The sequence below is a fragment of the Pararhodobacter sp. SW119 genome (genome assembly GCF_017811755.1).
In the GTDB taxonomy this organism is placed as follows: domain Bacteria; phylum Pseudomonadota; class Alphaproteobacteria; order Rhodobacterales; family Rhodobacteraceae; genus Pararhodobacter.
The window spans coordinates 22585-45444 of record NZ_JADDJF010000022.1; the positions used below are offsets into that span (position 1 = coordinate 22585).

Here is a 22860-nt window from a genome sequence, read left to right on the forward strand (position 1 = left end):
CAATCCCCAGTCCCGGCGCCGGTCAATCGGCGACGGGCACCTCCAGCGTGACCCGGAAGCCGGGGCCGTCGTCCACGGTGACGGTGCCGTTCCACTTGCCCTCGATCAGCGCGGCGATCAGCTTCGAGCCGAAACCGGTCCCGGCGACCGGCGCTTCCTGTCCGGGGGACGGGTCCTCCCAGACGAACCGGAACTGGCGCGCGCCGTCCGGGTTCCGGCCGTAGGACCAGGTGACGCTGACCTTCCCGTCGTTGCGCCCCAGCCCGCCGTACTTGACCGAGTTCGTGGCCAGCTCGTGCAGGACAAGCCCCATGTCGAAGCTCAGTTGCGGCGGCAGCAACACGTCCCGCCCCGTGCCGGAGATCCGGTCGCCGAACGGTTTCAGCGCTTCCTCGAACAGTTCGGGAAACCGCGTCATGGTCCAGCCACCGCGCGAAACGGCATAGTTCGACCGCGCCAGCGCGCTCAGCCGGGCGCTGAACGACCGCCGCGCCACCTCGATATCCGGCGCGGCATTGAAGGTCTGCGCGCCGATGCTGCTGACCAGCTGCAAGAGGTTTCCGACGCGGTGCGCCATCTCGCGCAAGAGCAGTTGCTGGTTCTCCGCCGCCGCCACCTGCCGGGCCGCCCCGGCGACGATGTTCGCCAGCGACTGAAGGAACTCGGCATCGGTCGCATCGAAGTCGCGCAGGTCGCGCGCATGAATGCCGAAGACCCCGAAAGGCCGGCTCGTCGGGCCGGGAATGATGACCGAAAGCCCGCTGCGCACCTGATGGTCATGCAGAAGCTTCGGGCCGCTGAACCGCGTCTCCGCGCGCAGATCCCGGACGATGACCGGGTTTTTCGACACCAGCGTGTATCCCGCCTGCGACTCGCGGTCGATGCCGACCTCACCGCGCCCCACCAGGCCGTCGGCCCATCCGATCCCGGCCCGCAGGACCAGCGACTCGGCCGACTCGGTGAATTCGAGGATCTTGGTCAGCGGCACCTGCAACACCTCGGCCGCGACCCGCACAGCCTCGTCCAGGACCTTCTGGAACGACTCCTCGTTCAGCGCGAAGGAGCCGAACCGCGCCACGGCGTTCTGCTCGGCCAGCCGCCGCTCCAGCTGGCGTTCGTTGCGCACGCGCTCCGAGACATCAAGGCAGATCCCCGTCAGGTACCGGTTACCCTCGGCGTCGGTCGTGGCCCCGCCCGAGGTCTCGATCCAGATGTCGGGCGCCCCCGGCCGGGGTGCCGTGCGATAGACCGCGCGATAGGGCGCCCCGGTCTCGATGCTCGTGCTTATCTTGTCCCAGACCTGCTGCACGTCCTCGGGGTGGATATCGCGCTGGAAGCTAGCCAGAGTGCCGTCGAACGATCCCGGCGGCAGCTGGTGGACGCTTTCCAGGTTGCAGGTCCATTCCAGCACCTCGCTGTCGATCCGCCAGCGCCAGATGCCGCCGCCGCCCAGGCGCAGCCCCTCCTGCAGCGCGTCGGGCGCGGTCAGATAGGTCTGGTGGGAATGCGGTTGGTGAACATCGATTTTCATGAGACGAATCCATAGCGCCATCGCTTGCCCGGTGTCCATCGATTCCGCTCCGTCCTTCTTCGGGAAAGCGCTGGCATCGGGCGCGGCGGCGCGGATTCCTGCGCCACGCGTTCTCGTGCCGCCACGCCCTACGGAAACCGCCCCTTCGCCACCTCGTCCTCGATCCGGTCTACCAGCGCGGCCAGCTTTGCGTCGATGACCTCCAGGTACTGCGTCCAGTCTTTGAGCTGCCGCAGGTCCTCGGCCCCGTCGGAAATGCCGCGCAGGGCCAGCAGCGGAATCCCGTGGCGCTGGCAGGCCCGCAGGATCGCGTAGGTTTCCATGTCCACCATGTCGGCATCAATCGCCCCGTATGCCGCCCCCGACACGACGCTGGCGCCGGTAGACAGGCGCGCCTGCGGCACGCCCGCCAGCTGCGGGCCGACGGGCAACTCGGGCGCAAGGTCCAGAAACGGGGTCTGGCCGCGCGGAAAACCCAGCGCGCTTGCGTCCATGTCCCGGTAGGTTACGGTACTCGCCTGGTAGACCTCGGTCTGGACAAGCGTGCGCGACCCGGCAGAGCCGAGCGAGACGACCAGACGCGGCGCCGCCCCCGTGGCCTGGCGTCGCGCCAGTTCAGCGGCAACTGTGACCGCCGCCTCGACGGGCCCGACGCCACAGATCAGCGGCGCGATCCGCCGGCGCAGGTGCGGGCCGTATTCGAGTTCGGTCGCCATGACGTAGAGGATCCGCATGGCGGCATGCCTATCACGGCACGGATGCGTGCCAAGGGGCATCATCCCCTACCTGCGATCAAGAGACCGGAAAGCTCCGTTCCTGACGCCCGCCTCCGCGCCCCAGCTGAGCGGGCAACGGAGGTTCTCCCGCCCCTCGTCAGGCTGTGCGCTATGCGCACAACCTTCCTCGCGTTGGGCCGGGCGCCGCGCGCTTCGCGCGCGGCGAAAAGAGGCCGCGCCGCCAAGGGCGGGCAATCCCCACCCCCTCCGGCATTTTCTGTCCGAAAATATCCCGGGGGTGAATTGGCGCAGCCAAGAGGGGGGCAGCGCCCCCTTGCCCGCCTCACCCAAAGCCCATCAACAGCGGGCTCAGGCGTTACCAGAACCCTGCAGCAGCGTTCGGAACTGCCATACGCTTGCCATACGCTTGCCAGCCCGTTGCCATACACTTTCCGGCACCCTGCCAGCAGCCCTCCCGGGCAACCCGGGCGGCGCTGCTGGCCTTCGCCTGCCGGCTGCGGCATAGAGGGGCGCGGGTATCGGAGGACTGGCATGCAGGGCGTGGTTTTCAGCGGGACGTGGGATGACCGACAGACGGAAATTCGCTGCGATGACAGCGCATTACATGCCGAACTTGAGAAGGGCGCGAAGGTTCTTCCGCTCTGGCGCGGCCGTGTCCTTCTGGCCGGCGACACCCTCGGCTGGCTGGACGCCGGGCATCCGGTCCTCGACCACGCCCACGACGAACGCCTGTTCCTTGGCCGCCACCAGGATCACCCCCGCCTCGCCGCCGATATCTCCTCCTGGGAGCCCCCGGGCCTCGACCGCGCGGCGATGGCTATGTTCTTCGATTCAAAGGAATATCGCCATCCTGAACTGCCCGCCGATCACCGCTTCGTCGACCTGCGCGGCGCCATGACCCGCCTCGATCCGGCCGAGGGTGCGCTCGCCGCGACCGGCCGCGCGCTGGTCAACTGGCACCGCACGCACGGCTTCTGTTCAGCCTGCGGCGCGCCTAGCGAGTTGCACCAGGGCGGCTGGCAGCGCAAATGCCCCGCCTGCGGCGCGCACCACTTCCCGCGCACGGATCCGGTCGCCATCATGTTGGTAAGGCACGGAAATCGCGTTCTGCTGGGGCGCTCGCCCGGCTGGCCGGAAGGGATGTATTCGACGCTGGCCGGCTTCATCGAACCGGGCGAGACGCCGGAAACCGCCGTGCGCCGCGAGGTTCTGGAGGAAACCGGCATCCACGTCGCCAACGTCCGCTACATCGCCGCACAGCCCTGGCCCTTTCCGAATTCCCTGATGCTGGGGTTCGTGGCCGAAGCCAAGAGCGACAAGATCACGCTTGACCACGAACTCGAGGATGCGCGCTGGCTTACGCGCGAAGATATGGTGACAGTGAACGCCGGCCTCCACCCCGAGGTGAAGGCCCCCCGCCGCGGCGCGATCGCGCATCACCTGATCCGCGCCTGGCTGTCCGGATCCCTCGACTGACCGGGTCGGTCGCGTTGTCACTCGGCTGCACGTAGCGGATTGCCCGACGCGCTGGTGTCCGCATCCGTATCCGGTTCGGTCTTGCCGGACACCAACAAGGAAGCGGGAACCGCTTGCGGATCCCAAATGATCTCGGCGTTGCGTACACGATGTGAGCGCTGCGCCAGGGCCCGGTCCTCGCGCGCGCGTCCCGGACGCAGCGCCGCAATCCGCGGTGCGAGCGCCCGCACCCCGTCGCCCAGCCAAACGCGCGCAGCCAGAAGCGACGGCGTCAGCACCAGCGTCAGGATCGTCGCCACGCCAAGCCCGAAGACCACGGCGGTGGCCAGTTGCTTCCACCAGATCGCCGCGGGGTGGTCGACGCCGTAACCGCCGTTCACGAAGTCGATCGAGACGCCCAGCATCATGGGCGTCAGCCCCGCCATCGTGGTGATCGTGGTCAGCAGAACCGGCCGGATGCGTGCCTCGGCGGTGCGGATGATCGCCTCGATCCGCGGCATGATCTTCGCGTAGGACTGGTAGGTATCGATCAGCACGATGTTGTTGTTGACCACGATCCCCGCCAGCGCCACCACGCCTGTCCCCGTCATGATGACCGAGAAGGGTTGGTTCATCACCAGCATGCCGATCAGCACGCCCGCCGTGGACAGGATGACCGCCAGCAACACCAGCACCGCATTGTAGAAACTGTTGAACTGGGCCAGCAGGATGACGAACATCAACCCCAGGGCAGCACTGAAGGCGAGCGTCAGGAACTCGGCGCTTTCCTGCTGGTCCTGCTGTTCCCCGGTCCATTCCCAGCCGACACCCTCGGGTAGCGGAGCCTCGGTGGAAAGCCAGCGCGTCAGGGTCTCGATCCGCTCGTTCGCGTTGATCGGGACGATCCGGTGGTCCGCCGCGCGAACTTCCTCGCGCAAGGCCGCCGCGGCGCGCGCCAAGTCCGACCCCTCCGGATGCGCGCGTGGATCGATCTGGTCGCGCCGTAGCACGCGCTGCGTCTCGCCCTGCGCATCGTTGATGCTGACCAGATCAGGCGCAACCGCGGCTTTCACGTCGTAATAGCGCCGCTCGTTCACCCGATCGATCTGCGCCCTCAACGGTACCGCCTCGCGTGTCACGAAATTCGAAAGCGGCACCATTCCCGCCTGTGTCTGCACCCGCAGCGTGTCCAGCGTCGCCAGAAGCCGGTCGCCCTCGGGCAGGCGCACGCGGATGTCGATCTCCTCGTCCGAGGTGTCGACGCGCATCGTGTCCAGCATCAACCCGCGCGTGACAAGCTGGACCATGCCGCCCACCGTGGCCACATCGGCCCCGAAGCGGCCGGCGCGGCCCACATCGACACGGATCTCCCAGTCGATCCCCGGCAGCGGCCGCGTATCCTCGATGTCGATGATCCCCGCGATTTCACGCATGCGCCCGAGGACCGTTTGCACTGCCGCGTCCAGCGTGTCGAAATCCTCGCCGGTCAGGCGCAGGTGCAGCGGCTTCTGTCCCGCAGGACCTCCGGTCATGATCATGTATTCGGTGAAGATCCCCGGTATGCGGTCGAACGCCGCCTGCATCCGGTCCAGAACGGCCTGGCCGCGCAAGTCGGGCCGGTCCTCGCGCAGCGACCAGTCCAGAAGTTCGAACTGGACCTGCCCGATCGCGTCGCGCGGGGACTGGGCACCCGCGGTGTTGGCGTTGAGCCCGCCATCGCCCGCGAAGGCGAAACTCGCCGCGACGCCGGGCTCTTCCAGAACCACCGCCTCGACCTGGCGCACGAGGGCATCCTTCTCGACCAGCGAGAGATTTCCGCGTGCCCGCACGTAAACGATGCCTTGTTCGGGCTCGGTATCGACGAAGAATTCGACGCCCTGATTGTTCTCGCCGTAGAAGGTGAATATCTGGAAGACCACGAAGACGACGGCGCCGATGGTGACGAAAGGCATGACCGGATTGGCGACCACAAGCGCGACGAAGCGTCCGAAAAGCGTGCGCCGGTGCCCGGCCCGCACCATGGCCGGCGGTTGCCTGATCGCCAGGGCGCCGGCCGATATGGTCAGCAGGATCGCGCCGATGACCATCATCAGCCCACCCGGGAGAAAGCGCGTCGCACCACCGGCATTCTCCAGCCCTTGCGCAAGCAATGCGGGATTGAGCAATACCATCGCACCGCCCAGAACAAGTGCCAGCGCCAGGAACAGGAACGGAAGTCGCAACACCCAGGGCAGCCGGCGCAGCGCTTCCGTACCCTGATTGAAGCGACGCGCAATTCGCCCGGTGACCCCGCCCAGAACAGGCAGGAACACCAGCGCGACGACCAGCGACGCCGCCAGAACGAAGATCAGCGTGACCGGCAGCATTCCCATGAACTCCCCGGCCACGCCTGGCCAGAAGAGCATGGGCAGGAAGGCGCAAAGCGTCGTTGCGGTCGACGCCACGACCGGCCAGAACATCCGCTTGGCGGCCCGCGTATAGGCTATCATCGGACCGTCGCCCTCCTGGATCCGCTTGTCGGCGTATTCGGTAACCACCACGGCCCCGTCCACCAGCATCCCCACGGCCAGGATCAGGCCGAACATCACGATGTTCGAGATGGTCACGCCCATGATGCCGAGCAGGATGAAGCAGAGAAGGAACGACGTCGGAATGGCGAATCCCACCAGCAGCGCCGACCGGGTGCCGAGGCTGGAAAGCACGACGATCATCACCAGGGCGATCGCCGTCAGAACCGAGCCTTCAAGCTGGCCGATCATCGCCCGCACCTGGTTCGAGCGGTCGAGCGCCGGGGTCACGGTAATCGCTTCGCGCATCTCGTCGGGCCAGTCGGCAACTTGCGCCTCGACCGTGTCACGGACGAGTTGCACGGAATCGATCAGGTTGAAGCCCTTGCGCTTGACGATCTGGATGGCCAGCGCGTTCGTGCCGTTGAACCGCGCGGTGCCGGCCCGATCCTCGAAGGTCGGACGGATCGTCGCCAGATCGCCCAGCGTCACCGTCCGGTCGCCATCCGACTTGATCGGCAGCGCATAGATTTCCTCTGCACCGCGGAAGTTGCCGGGCAGGCTGAGGGAGAAACGCCCGCTGTCGGTTTCGACCTCTCCCGCCGCGACCAACTGGTTGTTCAGCGTGACCGCCTGGATCAACTCGTTCGCGGTGACGTTATAGGCTTCCAGTTGCAAAGGTTCGATGATCACCTCGATCATCTCGTCCCGCACGCCGGCGATCTCGGCCGAGAGGACGGGATCCAACCCCTCGATCACGCGTTGCAACTCACGGGCGGCGCGCAGCAGCGTGCGTTCGGGCACGTCACCTGCGACGGCGAAGATCACGACCGGAAATTCCGAGAAGTTGAATTCGTTGATCGTATAGGTCTGGTAGCCCTCGGGGAACTTGCCTTCGGCCCGGCCCATCCGGTCACGCACGTCGGCGATGGTGGCGTTCTTGTCCCAGCCGAACTCGAATTCCAGCACCATGCCGGCGAATCCCTGCGCGGCCGTGGCCGACATGGTCTTCAACCCGTCGATGCCCGACAGTTCCTGTTCCATCGGCCGGACCAGCAGCGTTTCGGAATCGCTGGCCGAAATGCCGGGAAAGGGCACCGAGATGAACAGCGCGGGCACCTCGATATCGGGTTCGCCCTCTTTCGGCAGGCTCGTATAGGCCAGAGCGCCCAGCACAAGCGTCATTGCCACGAAGGCCAGGACCATGCGTGCATGCGCTGCGGCCCAGTCAATGATGCGCAGCATCACGCTATTCCCCGTCTTCGCGGCGCACCGGATTCACCACCACACCATCGGTGACGTATTCGTGACCGACGACCACGACATCGGCGACCTCGGGCAGACCGGCCACCCAGAACCCGTCTGCGGTGTCGCGCAAGACCCGGACCGGCGCGAATAACGTCCGATCCTCCGGGTCCACCAGCCGCAATCCCAGCCGCCCCTCATCGTCCAGCGTTAGCGCCGAGCCGGGCACCAGGTGTCCGCGGTTGGCGCTGGCGGCGATCAGGATGTCCGCGCTCATGCCGTCGCGGATCGTCAGATCCGGGTTCGGAACGGTCACCTCGACGCGAAAGGTACGCGTTGCCGGATCCGCCGAACGCGCAAGGAACGTCACCCGTCCAACCACATCGGTTCCGTTCGACAAGCGCGCGCCGGCTTCAGCGCCGACGGACAACTGGTCGATCTGCGCCTCGGCAGCGAACGCGACAAGCAGCATCGGATCGAGCTGGATCACCGTGCCGCACAGCGCACCGGGCGACAGCAAGCTGCCGCGCTCGGCAGTGTCGACTTCCAGGATTCCGTCGAACGGAGCCCGAATCTTCAGCCGCTCCAACTCTCGCTGCGCGGCTTCCACTGCCGCTTCCGCGCCACGCCGCGCAGCCTCTGCGCCAGCGACACGGGTCTCGGCCGCAAAGCCGTCGTCGCGCAGGCGACTGGCAGCGGTATAGTTGATCTCCGCTTCAGCCAGTCGCGCTTCGGCTTCCGCCAGCGTTGCCCGGCGCGTTCCAGGATCGAGTTCGCACAGCACGTGTGACGCCTTCACCCGGGACCCGCGCGACAGGGGCTCGGACATCACCAGCCCGGAGGTTTCGGACCGGACTTCGACCTGCCGCGCGGCCTGGGTGCGCCCGCGCAGAACGATTGCGGCGTCCAGCTCCCGCTCGACAACGCGCGCGACAACAACGCTGACGCGCTCTTGCGCTGGCTCGGCCGCCGTATCCGCCTCGTTCGCCTCATTTTGTGGTGGCGCGACGCCCGCCAACGCCAGCAGCGTCGGGCGCTCCATGATCATCAGATAGAGCGAGGCCAGAACGACGATCGCTGTGATCAAGGGGGCAAGGCGCATCGGAGTCACTTTCCACTCGGCTGTCCGGGTCGATTCTCGCAGGAAACCACGATCCGGCACCGCCTCGGTCGGCGCGATTCAACAAGCGCCATGTCGTGCCAAGCGGAGCCTAAATCAAGGACCTGAACACATTACGCCGCGCTTCTAGCACTTGGATTACCCGGAATCGCCGAAAATCGCAATCGTGCCGCAACGTCCACTCCGCGCAAAGCCCGCGTGAACAAGGGCTTTGGTCATCGTCGTAGCACCTGTGCCGGGCTTGGCAAGACCCGGCCGTTCGCGCTAAGAGGAACGCCGGCGCGGATACAGCGTCAAAGGCGGAATGAATGGCGCGCAAACAGACAGGCGCCAGCAACGGAGAGGCCGCGTGAGCAATCCCGACAGTTTCATCGACGAAGTCAACGAAGAGCTGAAGCGCGATCGGCTGTTTGCCTTGATGCGCCGCTATGGCTGGATCGTGATCGTGGCGGTGATCGGCATCGTCGGTTTCGCGGCATGGAACGAATGGTCGAAATCCCAGGCCGAGGCGCGTGCCCAAGCCCTGGGCGATTCCGTCGTAGCCGCGCTGGAGACCCCTGCACCTGCAGAGCGGCGCAGCTTGCTTGAAGCGCTCGCCTCGACGCAGTCGGGCAGCAACGCATCGGAGCGGGCCGCGGTGCTGAACCTGCTTCTTGCCGCCGACGCCATGGAGCGCGGTGAAACCGACGCGGCGCTGCCGGCCTTGCAGCGCGTCGCCGACGATTCCGCCTTGCCGCAAAGCTACCGGCAACTCGCGGCCCTGAAGCGCACGATCCTCGGCGGCGATCAGATCCCGCGGGACGAGCGCGAGGCGACATTGACCGGGCTCGCGGCACCCGGACAGGTCTTCCGGCCGCTGGCGCTGGAACAACTCGCGCTTCTGGAACTCGAGGCCGGAAACCGCGCTTCCGCGCGCGCGCAACTCGAGGCATTGCTGTCGGAACCCGACCTGACGGCGGACTTGCGCCGGCGCGTGACACAGTTGATTGTGGTGCTTGGCGGCGAGGTCGAAAGCGATCTGGGCTAGGCACAGGACATTTCCGGCAAGCCGGAAAGCAGGACAGGGCGAAGGGGACACCGGCGTGACCTTGGTGAGACTGGCGGCAATCATGGGCATCCTCGGCGCACTCGCCGGTTGCTCGCGCGACTTCATCCTGCCCGGCGAACGGGTGGATATCCGCGCCCCATGGGGCGGCGGCAGCGCTGTGGTGAACGAGGCGCGCCCGATCAGCCTGCCGGCACAGGTCGCGAATGCCGCCTGGACCCACCGCCAGGGCGAGAACGGCAGCCGCCCGCAACATCCGGCACTTTCGCCCAGCCCGCAGCTTGCCTGGTCGGCGCCGATCGGTCAGGGCGACGCGCGACGTACGCGGCTTCAGACCGACCCGGTCGCGGCCGGCGGGCGTATCTTCACGCTGGACGCCGCCGCACGCGTGCAGGCGACCGCGTCCAATGGTGCGGTTCTCTGGGCGCGTGACCTTACCCCGGCCGGTCAGCGCCCGACCAGCGCATCCGGCGGCGGGCTGGCCGTGGCGGGCGACCGGCTCTACGTCACCTCGGCCTACGGGTTTCTTGCCGTCCTCGACGCGACGACGGGCGCCGAGATGTGGCGCCAGCAATTCGACGCGCCGGTCACCGGCGCACCCGCCGTCGCTGGCGACCGCGTCTTCGTCAGCATAAGCGACAGCACGCTCTGGGCGATCGACACGGCAAACGGACGGGTGGACTGGTCCATCGCCGGCGCGCGCAGCGCCTCGCTGTTGGCGCGCGGCCCCGCCCCGGCGATCAGCGGCGACTTGGCAATCATGCCGACCGGCGCGGGCGAGTTGCTGGGCGTCCGGCGCGCCACCGGCGCCATCGTCTGGGATACCGCCGTCGTCGGCCGCCGCGCCGGCGCCGCCTATGCCGAGATTTCCGCGATCAGCGGCGACCCGGTCGTCGCCGGCGGACGGGTCTTTGCGGCCAACCAGTCCGGCCGTGTGATGGCGCTGGACGCCCGCACCGGCACCCGCGACTGGAGCGCGCGCGAAGCCGCCTACGGCCCGGTCTGGCCGATCGGCAACTCCGTCTTCCTGGTCTCCGACGAAAACCGCCTGATGCGCCTCGATGCCTCAGACGGCAGTGCGATCTGGGCGGTCGAGTTGCCGCTCTACACGACCGAGCGGCCGCGCCGCCGCGCCGAGATATATCCCCAGCACGGCCCTGTCCTGGCCGGCGGGCGGTTCTGGATCGCGTCCGGTGACGGCATGCTGCGCGGCTTCGATCCGGTATCGGGCGGCGAGGTGACGCGGTTGGAGATTCCCGGAGGCGCGGCCGCAGCCCCCATCGTCGCCGACCGTACCCTCTATGTGCTGGGCCGCAACGGCGTCTTGCACGCATTCCGCTGACCCGCGACCCTTCACACCGACCGCCAACGGGCTTATCTGCCTCGGTCTGTTCCACCCCGACCCCTCGGAGGGCGCGATGAGTTTTTCCCTGGCCCTTGTCGGCCGGCCCAACGTGGGCAAGTCCACGCTGTTCAACCGACTGGTGGGCAAGCGCCTGGCGCTGGTCGACGATACACCCGGCGTTACCCGCGACCTGCGCGAAGGCACGGCAAGACTCGCAGACCTCCGGTTCACCGTGATCGATACCGCCGGCCTGGAAAACGTCACCGACGACAGCCTGCAGGGCCGGATGCGCCGCCTGACCGAGCGCGCGGTCGAGATGGTGGATATCTGCCTTTTTCTCATCGACGCCCGAACCGGCGTGACGCCTGCTGACGAGATCTTCGCCGAGATCCTGCGCAAGCGCGCGCACCACGTGATCCTCGCGGCCAACAAGGCCGAGGGGCGCGCAGGCGAGGCCGGGGTCCTCGATGCCTGGTCGCTGGGCCTGGGCGAGCCGATCCCGCTGTCCGCCGAACATGGCGAGGGGATGGACGACCTCTATCACGCGCTGCGCCCGCTGGCCAAAACCTTCATCGAACGCACCGAAGCCGAAGCCCCAGTGACCGATGTCACCGTCCCCGAAGGCAGCGAGATCGACAACACCGGCGGCGAAGACGCCCCCGACTGGGCCCCCACGGCCAAACGCCCGCTGCAGGTCGCGGTGATCGGTCGCCCGAACGCGGGCAAGTCCACGCTGATCAACACCATCATCGGCGAAGACCGGCTGCTGACCGGGCCCGAGGCCGGCATCACCCGCGATTCGATCAGCCTGCCCTTTTCATGGGCCGGCACACCAATGCGGCTGTTCGATACCGCCGGGATGCGGCGCAAGTCCCGCGTGCAAGAGAAGCTTGAAAAGCTTTCGGTCGCCGATGGGCTTCGCGCGGTGAAGTTCGCAGAGGTGGTGGTTGTCCTGCTTGACGCCGCGATCCCGTTCGAGACCCAGGATCTCCGCATCGCCGATCTGGCAGAAAGCGAAGGGCGGGCCGTCGTGATCGCGGTCAACAAATGGGACCTGGAGAGCGACAAGCAGGAGAAGCTCAAGGCGCTGCTCCAGCAATTCGAGCGAGCGCTGCCCCAGCTCAAGGGTGCGCCGCTGATCACAGTCTCGGCCAAGACCGGTCGCGGCCTCGACCGCCTGCACGACGCCATCGTCCAGGCGCATGCGATCTGGAACCGGCGCATCGGCACCGCCCGGCTCAACCAGTGGCTTGCCGCAATGACCGAGGCGCACCCCCCCCCTGCCCCGGGCGGCCGGCGCATCCGTCTGCGCTACATCACCCAGGCCCGGACCCGGCCACCGGGTTTCGTGATCATGTGCTCGAACCCACAGGAACTGCCGAAAGCCTATGAACGCTACCTGGTCAACGGCTTGCGCGAAAGCTTCGGGATGCCCGGCACCCCGATCCGCCTGTTCCTGCGCAGCCAGGCGGCGGCCAATCCCTACCGAAACCGCAAGGCAGCACAGCCCTCACGGCTGAAAAAGCACATCCGACCCGCCCGCGGCGGATCGAAATGACTTGATCCAGATCAAGGAGCACCGGCGCTGGCGATGATATTGGTTGCAATTGCAACAACAATCGACAATCGCTGGAGGCCTCGATGGGATTTCTTGCTCGAATCGATCACCATACCAACCTGTTCCAGACCATGGCCGATACCGTCGGCGTCGATCTCGGCGAGGCGGTGTTCCGCGGCCAGTTGCCGCCGGAAGCGCTGCGCGGCGCGGTGCTGAGTTGCACGGCCTGCGCAGGTGCCGCCGATTGCCCCGGCTGGCTTGCCGAACACGCCGGAGGCAGCAGCGTCGCGCCCTCCTACTGCCGCAACGGCTCGCTGCTTAAGCGTTTGCGCGCAGGCTGACGCGCTTTTCGCGCTTCCGTCGCCCAGCCGCTTCGGTCGCACCGTCCGGATTCAGCGTATCTTCAGGGTCGCCAAGCCGATCAGCGCCAGGATCAGGCTGATGATCCAGAACCGGATGACAATCTGCGGTTCGGCCCAGCCTTTCTTTTCGAAATGGTGGTGGATCGGCGCCATCAGGAAAACCCGTTTGCCGGTGCTCTTGAAATAGAACACCTGGATGATCACGCTCAGCGCCTCGATCACGAAGAGGCCGCCGACGATGCCCAGCACGATCTCGTGCTTGGTCGCCACCGCTATCGCACCCAGCGCGCCGCCCAGGGCCAGACTGCCCGTATCGCCCATGAAAACCGCGGCCGGCGGGGCATTGTACCAGAGAAAGCCCAAACCCCCGCCCGCCAATGCGGCGGTGAAGATCAACAATTCGCCCGTTCCGGGGACGTAGTGGACATCAAGGTAGCTGGTGAAATCGACACGCCCCACGGCATAGGCGATCACTCCCAGCGTACTCGCGGCAATCATCACCGGCATGATCGCCAGCCCGTCCAGCCCGTCGGTCAGGTTCACCGAATTCGCCGCGCCCACGATCACGAACATCGCGAATGGCACGAAGAACCAGCCAAGATTGAGCAGCACATCCTTGAAGAGCGGCAGCGCCAGTTGCCCCGAAAGTGTCGGCGGATGGATGAACATCGCAGCGATCGCCGCCAGCGCGGCGATGACCAGCCCCAGCGCCATCCGCACCCGCCCCGACACGCCCTTGTGGTTGCCCTTGGACACCTTGGCATAGTCGTCGGCGAATCCGATCAACCCGAAGCCGACGGTCACCAGCAGGACCAGCCAGACATAGGCATTGTCCAGCCGCGCCCAGAGGAGCGTGGATACAACCAGTGCCGAAAGGATCAGCAGCCCCCCCATCGTGGGTGTGCCCTGCTTTGTCAGAAGATGGCTCTCCGGGCCGTCGGATCGGATGGGTTGGCCGCGACGCTGCCGCCGCCGCAACAGTTCGATCAGCGGCCGACCGAAGACAAACCCGAACACCAGCGCGGTGAAGAACGCGCCCCCGGCACGAAAGGTGATGTAGCGGAAAAGATTGAAGCCGATGAAGCTGTCCGCCAGGAGGGTGAGCCAATAGAGCATTCAGGCAGCTCCTTTCGTGCCCTCGCCGGGCGTATGGTGGCCAAGGTTGCGCAGAACGTCCACAAGACGCGAAACGAGGCTCGCCTTCGAACCCTTGACAAGCACCACATCGCCGGGCCGGATCAACGCGTGAATCCTGACGATCAGATCTTCCGAACCGGCGACCGCCTTGCCGCGACGGTGGTCGGGCAACGCATCCCACAAGGCTGTCATGCGGGGACCCACGCAATGCACCTGCGCGATCCCCTCCATCGCCGGATGATCGGCAAGGGCGCGATGCATGTCCCGCTCCTCCAGCCCCAGTTCCAGCATGTCGCCCAGGATCGCTATGCGCCGCCCACCGGGGCCGGGGGTCAAGGTCGCCAGGCGATCAAGCGCCGCCGCCATCGAGGCCGGATTGGCGTTGAACGCATCGTCAATGAGCGTCAGCGCCGCATCCTCGGTCGCGTCCAGCCGGATCGTCTCGGTCCGTCCGCGGCCCTTTGGCGGCGACCAGCGGCCAAGCGCCTGCGCAGCCAGCGCGATGTCGAGGCCGAGGGCGCGCGCGACGGCCAGGCAGGCCAACGCACCGACCGCGAAATGCGCACCGGCATCGGCCAGCCGCACCAACACGGGAAGGCCATCCACCTCCGCCTCGATCACCAGCGCCGCCGGGGTGGACCTCAGCCGTGCAAGGCGAACGTCTTTTCCATTTTCGCCAAAGCCCACCCCGAGCGGACCTGCGGCTTCGGCCAGGATCGGTGCGGTCGCGACATCCGCATTGAAAACCGCGGTTCCTTCCGGCTCCAGCCCCTCGTAGATCGCGGCTTTCTCGTGCGCGATACCTTCGATCGTGCCGAACGCCTCCAGATGGGCCGGTACGATAGTCGTAATGACCGCCACATGCGGACGCGCCAGACGCGCGAGTGGGGCGATCTCGCCAGGATGATTCATGCCGATCTCGATGACGGCGAAATCGGCAGTTGCCGGCAGCCGCGCCAGAGTCACCGGCACGCCCCATTGATTGTTGAAACTTGCCTCGGCGGCGTGCACCGCGCCGAAATCGGCCAGCATCACGCGCAGCATTTCCTTGGTCGAGGTCTTACCCGCCGACCCGGTGACCCCGATCACGCGCGCCGTCGCGCGCGCGCGCCCCGCCACGCCCAGCGCGGTCAGGCCAGACAGCACGTCGGGGACAACGACACAGGGACCAGTGACTCCATCCGGAATGCGGCTGACCAGCGCGCCCGCGGCACCGCGGCCGAATGCGTCTGCGACATAGTCGTGCCCGTCACGTGCCGCCGAGAGCGCGACGAACAGGTCACCCGGTTGCAGCGTGCGCGTATCGATCGAAATCCCCGACGCGCCGAATTCGGCGGACGCCGTGCCGCCGGTCGCGGCAACGACCTCGTCTGAAGTCCAGAGCATGCTCATTTCACCCTCCGGTCCAGCACCTCGACGGCGGTGCTGGCCTGTTCCAGATCGTCGAACGGATAGACCGTATCGCCGACGATCTGCCCACGTTCATGGCCCTTGCCCGCGATCAGCAGCGCATCGCCCGGTAGCAGCGCATCGACCGCGCGCAGGATCGCCTCGGCCCGGTCCGGGACCTCTTTTCCTTCTGGGCAGGCCGCCAGGATCGCGCGCCGGATGACGGCGGGATCTTCCGAACGCGGGTTGTCGTCGGTGACATAGACGATATCGGCATTCTCGGCGGCAGCGCGTCCCATCAGCGGCCGCTTTCCGCGGTCGCGGTCGCCCCCGGCCCCGAAGGTGACGATCAGCCGCCCCATCACATGCGGGCGCAACGCCTTCAGCGCGGTTTCCAGCGCGGCCGGCGTATGCGCGTAGTCCACGAAGACCGGCGCGCCGTTGAGACGCCTCGCGGCAAGCTGCATCCGCCCCCGCACACCTTTCAGCCGGGCCAGCGCGGCAACGGCCGCGTCGTCCTGGCTTCCGGTGGCAAGCACCAGACCGAGTGCGACCAGCGCATTGGCCGCCTGGAACCCGCCGACAAGCGGCAGGTGTACCTGATGCGTGGCGCCCTTCCACGAAAACCGCAGATGCTGGCCTTCGGGCTCGTACCTCTGCGCGAGGATGCGCAACTCGGCATCGCGTGCCGCGCCCACGCGGATCAACGGCCCGTCGATCAGGCCGGCCAGCCGCAGCCCCCAAGGACAGTCGACATTGACGACCGCGGGCGCATCCTGCGGCAGCAGCCGCGTGAACAGCGCCGCCTTGGCCTGGAAATAGGCCTCCATGTCGGCGTGATAATCCAGATGGTCCTGGCTCAGGTTGGTGAAGCCGGCGGCGGAAAGGCGGACACCGTCCAGCCGGCGCTGTTCCAGCCCGTGCGAACTGGCCTCCATCGCCGCATGGGTCACGCCGGCCGCGGCCGCCTCGGCCAGCAACCGATGCAGGGTGACCGCATCGGGCGTGGTATGGGCAAGCGGCGCTTCCCATGCCCCCTCGATCCCGGTCGTCCCGACACTGATCGCGCTCTGTCCCAGCGAGGTCCAGATCTGGCGCGTGAAACTGACGACCGAGGTCTTGCCGTTCGTGCCGGTAACCGCGACCGTGCAGTCGGGCTGCGCAGCAAAGAACAGCGTCGCGGCCCGCGCCAGCGCCTCCCGGGCGTCCTCGGCCACGACCAGCGCGACACCGGGATGGGCGGCAATTTCCTCAGCGGCCAGCGCGGCGCCGGCGCGGTCGGTCAGAATCGCCGCGACCTGCATGCGCAGCGCGAACCTTATGAATTCCGCCCCGTGGACGCGCGTGCCGGGCAGTGCTGCGAACAGCGCGCCGGGTTTCACCTCGCGACTGTCGAGCGTGATCGACGTGATCTGCGTTCGTGGGTCGCCCTGCCGCACCCGCAGCCCCAATCCGTCCAGTGTTTTCTGCGTGGTCATCGGCACCCCCCGCCGTCACGGCAGGTCCCTAGCGCAAGGCGAGGGCCCGTTCAATCTCTGCCGTGCTCTGCGGACGCAGTCCCAGTAGCGGCGCGGTCCGGCGCACGATCTCGGCGGTGACCGGCACGACCGTCCAACCCGCCGTTCGGCGCACCTCGGCCCCCGATGCCTCGGACGGTTCATCAAGTGTGACGATGATGACATAGCGCGGCTCGTGGATCGGGAAGGCCCCCGCGAAGGTGGCGATCACGCGATCCCGGTGATAGCCGCCCTGGGGATTGGGCTTGTCCGCCGTCCCGGTCTTGCCACCGACCGCGTATCCCTCGACCTCGGCCATCGAGGCCGTCCCCCGGGTTACTGTCTCGCGCATCAGTTGCCGCATGATCGCCGAGGTCCGCTCCGAAAGCAGCCGTTCTCCGGGCACCGCGTCGGGCCGGCGCAGCAATGTTGGCGTCACCTTGCGGCCACCGTTCACCAGCGCGGCATAGGCAGCGGCGACATGCACCGGTGAGGTGGACAGCCCGTGCCCATAAGCGATCGTCATCGAAGACAGTTCCCGCCAGCGTTCCGGGAACATGGGCCGCGCGCGCGCGCTTTCGGCAAGTTCGATCTGCGCGATATCGAGAAAGCCGAACCGGTCGAGGAATTCGCGCTGGCGCTCGGGGCCGATCATCTGCGCCAGCCGCGCGGTCCCGATGTTCGACGAGCGCACGAATACGTCGGCGACCGAGGCTTGCGGCCCCAGCGAGCGGAAATCGTTTATGGTGAAGCGCGATACCCGCATCGGCCCGCGGGTGTCCACCATCGTGTCCGTCCGCACAAGGCCCAGCTCCAGCGCCTGCGCGACCGGGAACGCCTTCATCACCGAGCCGAGTTCGTACACCCCCTGCAGCGCGTGGTTGAAGATCGGGCTGTCGGTCGGATTGCCCTCGGTCGGCGGCGGCGGTCGGTTGTTGGGATCGAAATCGGGAAGCGAGACCATGGTGACGATCTCGCCCGAGGACGCGTCCATGATCAGGGCCGACCCGGCGCGCGCATTCAGCATCCGAATGCCGCCTTCCAGCACTTCTGCGGCGACCGCTTGCACCGATATATCGAGCGACAACTGCAGCGGCGCATCGGCGCGGCTCGGGTCGCGCAACCGCTCTTCCATCCGGTGCTCGATTCCGGCGACGCCGATGATCTCGGCGGCGGTCACGCCCTGCTGGCCATAGCTGGCGCCCCCCAGAACATGCGCGGCAAGCCGCCCGTTCGGGTAAAGCCGCATCTCGCGGCGTCCGAAAAGCAGCCCCGGTTCGCCGATGTCGTGCACCGCTTGCTGCTGTTCCGGCGAAAGGCGTGCACGCAGCCAGACGAAGCGGCGATTGGGGTCGGTCAGACGTGTCGTCAACTGCTCGGCGTTCAGGTCGGGAAAGATCTGCGCCAGTTGCCGGGCAGCGCGTTCGCCGTCGACCATATGGCGCATCTCGGCATAAAGGGCGTTGGTGACAAGGTTCGTCGCCATCAGCCGGCCATTGCGATCGACGATGTCGGATCGGTGGGCCGCGATCTGCTCGGGCTGGTAGCGCGCCGGCTCCTCGGGCGGGGTCATGGCCAAGAGGCCCATCCGCGCGGCGATCAGCGCATAGCCCATGAAGAAGAGCGCGGCGAGGAAAAGCAGCCGCCATTCCGCCCGCCGCCGGGCGACATCGCGCATCTGCTCATGGCGCAGGCGCAGGTTCTCGCGCTCGATGTAAAGCGGATTGCGCCCTTGCGCGCGGGCATCCAGAACGCGGGCCAGGGGTCGCAGGGGAACACGGGTCACAGCGGCGGCTCCTCATCCTCGGTCGGATCATCCAGCGCGGCCGGCATCGGATAGGCGACTTCCTCGATCCGTCCGTATTGTGCGCCCGACAACGGCAGAAGCCGCATGCGCATGAAGTTCATCTTCGTCAGTTCCTGCAGGCGCTCGGGCCGGCTCAGATACGCCCATTCGGCCCGTTGCACGCCGATCGCCTCGCGCAGGCTCTGGATCTCGCGGTGCAGCTCGCGCAGTTCCGCCATCGCCTGCTGGGTCTTGTGATTTTCATTGTAGGCCCAGACGGCGAGGCCGATCACGCTCAAGGCAGAAAGCAGGTAGAGCAGTCCTCGCATCAGCGGTCTTCCTCAAGCACGGGTTGCGGCAGGCCAAGCGCGGTGCGGTCGACGGGTCCGGCGGGGACCTCGGTCCGCCGGGCGATGCGCAGCTTGGCCGAGCGGGCGCGGGGGTTGGCGGCAATCTCTTCCGCGTCGGGGGCGACGGCCCGGCGGGTCAGAAGCGTGAACCGCGCGGGATCGGGGGTGATCTCGGGCGCATGGCGGCTACCGCCGCCGCCCTGCCCCGCGCGCATTTGCAGGAATCGCTTGACGACGCGATCCTCCAGCGAATGAAAGGTCACCACGGCCAGCACGCCGCCGGGTTTCAGCGCCCGTTCCGCCGCTTCAAGCCCGGCGACCAGTTCGTTGAACTCGGCGTTGACCGCGATTCGGATCGCCTGAAAGCTTCGCGTCGCGGGATGGATCTGCCCGGGCTTCGGCCGCGGCAGGCAGCGCGCGACAATCTCGGCAAGTTGCAGGGTCGAGGATATCGGCACTTCAGCCCGCGCGGCGACGATCGCGCGCGCGATCCGCCGCGATGCCCGTTCCTCGCCGAAATGGAACAGGATGTCGGCTAGCGTCGCTTCAGATGCGGTATTCACCAGATCGGCCGCGCTGGGGCCCTCCTGGCTCATCCGCATGTCCAGCGGACCTTCGCGCGTGAAGGAAAAGCCGCGTTCCGCCTGATCCAGCTGCATGGAGGAAACGCCCAGATCCAGCACCACGCCGTCCAGCGGCGCGGCGGCATGGATGTCGAGTTCGGAAAAATTGCCCCGCACCAGCTGCAGGCGTCCTCCGAACTCCGCGCCCCAGTCCCGCGCCAAATCCAGCGCCAGCGGGTCGCGGTCGACCCCGATGACGCGCTCGGCGCCCGCCGCCAGCAAGGCGCGGGCGTAACCGCCAGCCCCCAGCGTGCCGTCCAGCCAAAGCCCGCCGATCGGCACCGCCGCCTCGATCAGCGGGCCGATCAGGACCGGAACATGCGGGGCGTCGCCTCGGCGCGTCGGCATCATCCTTCCATCATGGCTCGTCAGGCAAATCGGGCAGCAGCATGTTCGGATCGAAATCCTCGTCCTGCGCGTCGAGCCAGGCATCGGCCTTGGCGCGCTCTTCGGCATCGTAGGTTTCGGGTTTCCACAATTCGAAATGATCGCCGGCGGCGATGAAGAACGCCGCCTCGCCCAGATCCAGTTTCTCGCGCAGCTTCGAGGGCAGGATGATCCGCCCGTCGTCATCGACCTGCGTCGGGAAGGAATGGCCGTGATATATGCGTTCCAGAACCTTGCGTTCCGGCGAGCCCATCTTCATCCGGTCGATGCGGCGGTCGATCTTCTCGATCGCCTCGATGGTGAAGCAGTCCAGCCGCTTCTGCCGGTCGGTACCATAGACGATGACCAGGTTGGGCCGCAGACCGTCACGCCATTCGGGATCGCCCGCCTCGACCACACGCCGAAAAAGGGCCGGGACCGACACCCTGCCCTTCGCATCCACCTTCTGGTGATATTCGCCGCGAAATCTGCGCAACACGCCGACTGTGCCTCACTGCCCGCCCCGCCAATGAAAACGGCGGCCGGGCTGCTGCCACTGCCCGAACCGCCGCCCTCGTTCCCATCTCTGGGTGCCCGGCTTGCGCAAACCTCCTGGGGGGGGATTTCTGCTCGCTTGCGCGCCGGATCTTTCGTCTTCGGGATTGCGGGGTGCCTGTATGAAACCTGCTTGGTTCGTTTTTTTGTTGTCCGCTTTCCGATAGCCAGAAGATGACATGGCACTTCATGGTACGCAATGGGAATTTATGGTCCGACCACGATTTTCTTGCCGGCTTCCCTTTGTTCCACAGCATCTGGGACGCCACATCTCGCCCCACCAACTATATGTTGAGTGAATCCAGAATACAACCACAAGATGAAACCGTGGCAATTCGAGTGCCTTAACCACCCCGAAACCATGATCCAGGGCGAGTCTGTGGCAACCCCGCAACAGATTCCCGGCGAAACCCACATGCAACGCATCGAATCGCTGCGGGCGGCCGAATCGCACCGGTGCCATGCGGTTCCAGACAGGATCGGATGACAGGCCGTGGCGGCGGGTGCCGCAAGACCCGCGCGCGGGAGTCAGACGCTCGATTCGATCAGTCGACGCGCCATCCGGCGGTAGGCGTCGGCGACCGGACTGTCGGTCGCCGCAACCGGCACGCCGCCATCCCCCGACAGTCGCACCTCGACCGAGATCGGCAGCGCGCCGAGGAACGGCAGGCCAAGCTTCTCGGCCTCGCGCTGCACGCCGCCCTCGCCGAAGATATGCTCCTCGTGTCCGCATTTCGGACAGATGAAGGTCGACATGTTCTCGATCAGGCCCAGAACCGGTGTCTTCAGCGTCTGGAACGCCCGCAGCGCCTTGCGCGCATCCAGAAGCGCCACGTCCTGCGGGGTCGAGACGACGATTGCCCCCGTGACCTGAAACTTCTGGCAAAGCGTCAGCTGGATATCGCCCGTGCCCGGCGGCATGTCGACGATCAGCGCGTCCAGTTCGCCCCATTGCACCTGGGTGAGCAACTGCTGAAGCGCGCCCATCAGCATCGGGCCGCGCCAGATCACCGCGTCATCCTCTTTCATCATCAGCCCGATCGAGATCATGGTGACCCCGTGCGCCTGAAGCGGAATGATCGTCTTGCCGTCCGGCGAGGCGGGGCGCTGGGTCACGCCCATCATGCGCGGCTGGCTGGGTCCGTAGATATCCGCGTCCAGCAGGCCGACGCGCCAGCCCTCCCGCGCCAATGCCACGGCCAGATTGGAGGATACGGTGGACTTGCCCACGCCCCCCTTGCCTGAACCGATGGCGATCAGCCGCTTGACGCCCGGCACGGCCTGCGGGCCGGCGCTTGCCGTCGGATGGCGGCCAATCTTCAGCGACGGCGCCTCTCCCGGCGGCGGGGCGCGGCGGGCGGCGGGCGCATGCGCGGTCAGCGCCACGCTGACGCGCTCCACCCCGGGAAGATCGCGCACCACGGCCTCGGCCCTGGACCGCACGGGTTCAAGGGTTCTGGCGGCTTCGGGCGATTCGGCCTCGATGACAAAGCGTACCGCGCCCTGTTCGACGACCAGCGCCCGCACCAGATCGCGCGAGACCAGATTTCCGCCATCCGGCAATTGCACCAGACTGAGCGCGTCGAGCACATCTTCACGCCGGGTTTCAGAGGGGGTGCGCATCCGCGTCTCCTTGACTTTCGCGCCGGAAGTCCCATGCGCCTTGATCTGCCCCATACCTGTGCACTTTCGCGCGGCGGACAAGGGCATTTAGCTGACCTCCGCGCCTTCGCGATCCGGGCAGAACCGGTCAGATCATGAGCGAACACGCTGATTTCCGGTTAAAATTTACGCAACGTCACCATGTTACCGCTGCATAGCTGCAATGCAGCAATTAGGGATTGTGCGGATGCAGCATCGGGTCCATCTTCACTGCAACACGGCGCACAAAGAACCTGAACGGCCTGCGTCTGAAACGGAAGCGAGCACTCGAAATGGCGTATCTGACGCAGACAACCGGTCGGGAAGGCTTGTTCGACAAGGTCAGGTCGATGCTGCCGGCGGTTGTCGATACTTGGCAAAGCGCACAGCGGTTCCGCCAGACCTACGCGGAACTGGACGCCTTGAGCACGCGCGAGTTGTCGGACCTTGGCCTTTCGCGCTCAATGATCACACGCGTGGCCTACGAGGCCGCCTACGGGCCGAAGGCCTGAACGAATTCCGAACCGCCCGCGGGTGGTTCGACATCAGACGTTGGGCCCCTCCTCCTCCCTGGGTCCTTCGTAAGGACGGTCGCCCTCCTCCTCCCTGGCG

General features: G+C 66.8%; 18 protein-coding genes. 6 read left to right on the forward strand and 12 right to left on the reverse strand.

What is annotated here, in order from left to right; translation table 11 throughout:
* Positions 1 to 22: 22 nt before the first annotated feature.
* Positions 23 to 1531 (reverse strand): HWE histidine kinase domain-containing protein, encoded by a 1509-nt coding sequence (locus IM708_RS13130; RefSeq protein ID WP_209427027.1) that lies wholly within the window; start codon positions 1529 to 1531, stop codon positions 23 to 25.
* A gap of 128 nt (positions 1532 to 1659) precedes the next feature.
* A complete protein-coding gene (locus IM708_RS13135) occupies positions 1660 to 2265 on the reverse strand; it encodes a 5'-methylthioadenosine/S-adenosylhomocysteine nucleosidase (RefSeq protein ID WP_209427028.1) in 606 nt (201 codons plus the stop codon).
* A gap of 534 nt (positions 2266 to 2799) precedes the next feature.
* On the opposite strand from IM708_RS13135, the gene nudC reads away from it, so the two are divergent.
* On the forward strand, positions 2800 to 3744 hold the full coding sequence (nudC, locus tag IM708_RS13140) for an NAD(+) diphosphatase (protein WP_209427029.1): 945 nt from the start codon (positions 2800 to 2802) through the stop codon (positions 3742 to 3744).
* A 17-nt stretch (positions 3745 to 3761) separates the two neighbouring features.
* Here nudC and IM708_RS13145 read toward each other — a convergent pair whose 3' ends face one another.
* Positions 3762 to 7475: an efflux RND transporter permease subunit gene (locus IM708_RS13145; protein WP_209427030.1), complete on the reverse strand. Its 3714-nt coding sequence runs from the start codon at positions 7473 to 7475 to the stop codon at positions 3762 to 3764.
* A gap of 4 nt (positions 7476 to 7479) precedes the next feature.
* Positions 7480 to 8517: an efflux RND transporter periplasmic adaptor subunit gene (locus tag IM708_RS13150; protein ID WP_348524971.1), complete on the reverse strand. Its 1038-nt coding sequence runs from the start codon at positions 8515 to 8517 to the stop codon at positions 7480 to 7482.
* Between the two features lie 427 nt (positions 8518 to 8944).
* Here IM708_RS13150 and IM708_RS13155 point away from each other — a divergent pair, with 427 nt between their 5' ends.
* The 4 genes from IM708_RS13155 (at position 8945) to IM708_RS13170 (ending at position 12884) form a co-directional block, all read left to right on the forward strand.
* Positions 8945 to 9622, forward strand: a complete 678-nt coding sequence (locus IM708_RS13155) for a tetratricopeptide repeat protein (protein WP_209427032.1) — start codon at positions 8945 to 8947, stop codon at positions 9620 to 9622.
* 55 nt (positions 9623 to 9677) lie between these two features.
* Positions 9678 to 10982, forward strand: coding sequence for a PQQ-binding-like beta-propeller repeat protein (locus IM708_RS13160; protein ID WP_348524972.1), 1305 nt, complete (start codon positions 9678 to 9680; stop codon positions 10980 to 10982).
* Positions 10983 to 11058: 76 nt separating this feature from the next.
* A complete protein-coding gene (gene der / locus IM708_RS13165) occupies positions 11059 to 12543 on the forward strand; it encodes a ribosome biogenesis GTPase Der (RefSeq protein WP_209427033.1) in 1485 nt (494 codons plus the stop codon).
* Positions 12544 to 12626: 83 nt separating this feature from the next.
* Positions 12627 to 12884: a DUF6455 family protein gene (locus IM708_RS13170; RefSeq protein ID WP_209427034.1), complete on the forward strand. Its 258-nt coding sequence runs from the start codon at positions 12627 to 12629 to the stop codon at positions 12882 to 12884.
* Positions 12885 to 12935: 51 nt separating this feature from the next.
* On the opposite strand, the gene mraY is transcribed toward IM708_RS13170, so the two are convergent.
* From mraY to IM708_RS13210, 8 genes are all read right to left on the reverse strand, one after another.
* Complete coding sequence (gene mraY / locus IM708_RS13175) at positions 12936 to 14021, reverse strand: phospho-N-acetylmuramoyl-pentapeptide-transferase (RefSeq protein WP_209427035.1); 1086 nt, start codon at positions 14019 to 14021, stop codon at positions 12936 to 12938.
* A complete protein-coding gene (gene murF, locus IM708_RS13180) occupies positions 14022 to 15434 on the reverse strand; it encodes a UDP-N-acetylmuramoyl-tripeptide--D-alanyl-D-alanine ligase (RefSeq protein WP_209427036.1) in 1413 nt (470 codons plus the stop codon). It abuts the gene before it with no gap.
* Complete coding sequence (locus tag IM708_RS13185; protein WP_209427037.1) at positions 15431 to 16909, reverse strand: UDP-N-acetylmuramoyl-L-alanyl-D-glutamate--2,6-diaminopimelate ligase; 1479 nt, start codon at positions 16907 to 16909, stop codon at positions 15431 to 15433. Before IM708_RS13185 ends, murF begins: the two co-directional genes overlap by 4 nt.
* Positions 16910 to 16937: 28 nt before the next feature.
* Positions 16938 to 18713 carry a penicillin-binding protein 2 gene (locus IM708_RS13190; RefSeq protein WP_209427038.1) on the reverse strand — a complete coding sequence of 592 codons (1776 nt, stop codon included), beginning with the start codon at positions 18711 to 18713 and terminating at the stop codon, positions 16938 to 16940.
* Positions 18710 to 19042, reverse strand: coding sequence for a cell division protein FtsL (locus IM708_RS13195; RefSeq protein WP_209427039.1), 333 nt, complete (start codon positions 19040 to 19042; stop codon positions 18710 to 18712). The genes IM708_RS13190 and IM708_RS13195 overlap by 4 nt, the downstream gene beginning before the upstream one ends.
* A complete protein-coding gene (gene rsmH, locus IM708_RS13200; RefSeq protein WP_245243177.1) occupies positions 19042 to 20034 on the reverse strand; it encodes a 16S rRNA (cytosine(1402)-N(4))-methyltransferase RsmH in 993 nt (330 codons plus the stop codon). The genes IM708_RS13195 and rsmH overlap by 1 nt, the downstream gene beginning before the upstream one ends.
* 10 nt (positions 20035 to 20044) lie before the next feature.
* Positions 20045 to 20551 (reverse strand): division/cell wall cluster transcriptional repressor MraZ, encoded by a 507-nt coding sequence (gene mraZ / locus IM708_RS13205; protein WP_209427041.1) that lies wholly within the window; start codon positions 20549 to 20551, stop codon positions 20045 to 20047.
* A 584-nt stretch (positions 20552 to 21135) separates the two neighbouring features.
* Positions 21136 to 22230, reverse strand: a complete 1095-nt coding sequence (locus IM708_RS13210; RefSeq protein ID WP_209427042.1) for an Mrp/NBP35 family ATP-binding protein — start codon at positions 22228 to 22230, stop codon at positions 21136 to 21138.
* 311 nt (positions 22231 to 22541) lie between these two features.
* Between IM708_RS13210 and IM708_RS13215 the strand changes: the two genes are divergently transcribed.
* The gene (locus tag IM708_RS13215) at positions 22542 to 22760 is read left to right on the forward strand and encodes a DUF1127 domain-containing protein (protein ID WP_209427043.1); all 219 of its coding nucleotides are present in this window, start codon (positions 22542 to 22544) and stop codon (positions 22758 to 22760) included.
* The last annotated feature ends 100 nt before the right edge of the window (positions 22761 to 22860 follow it).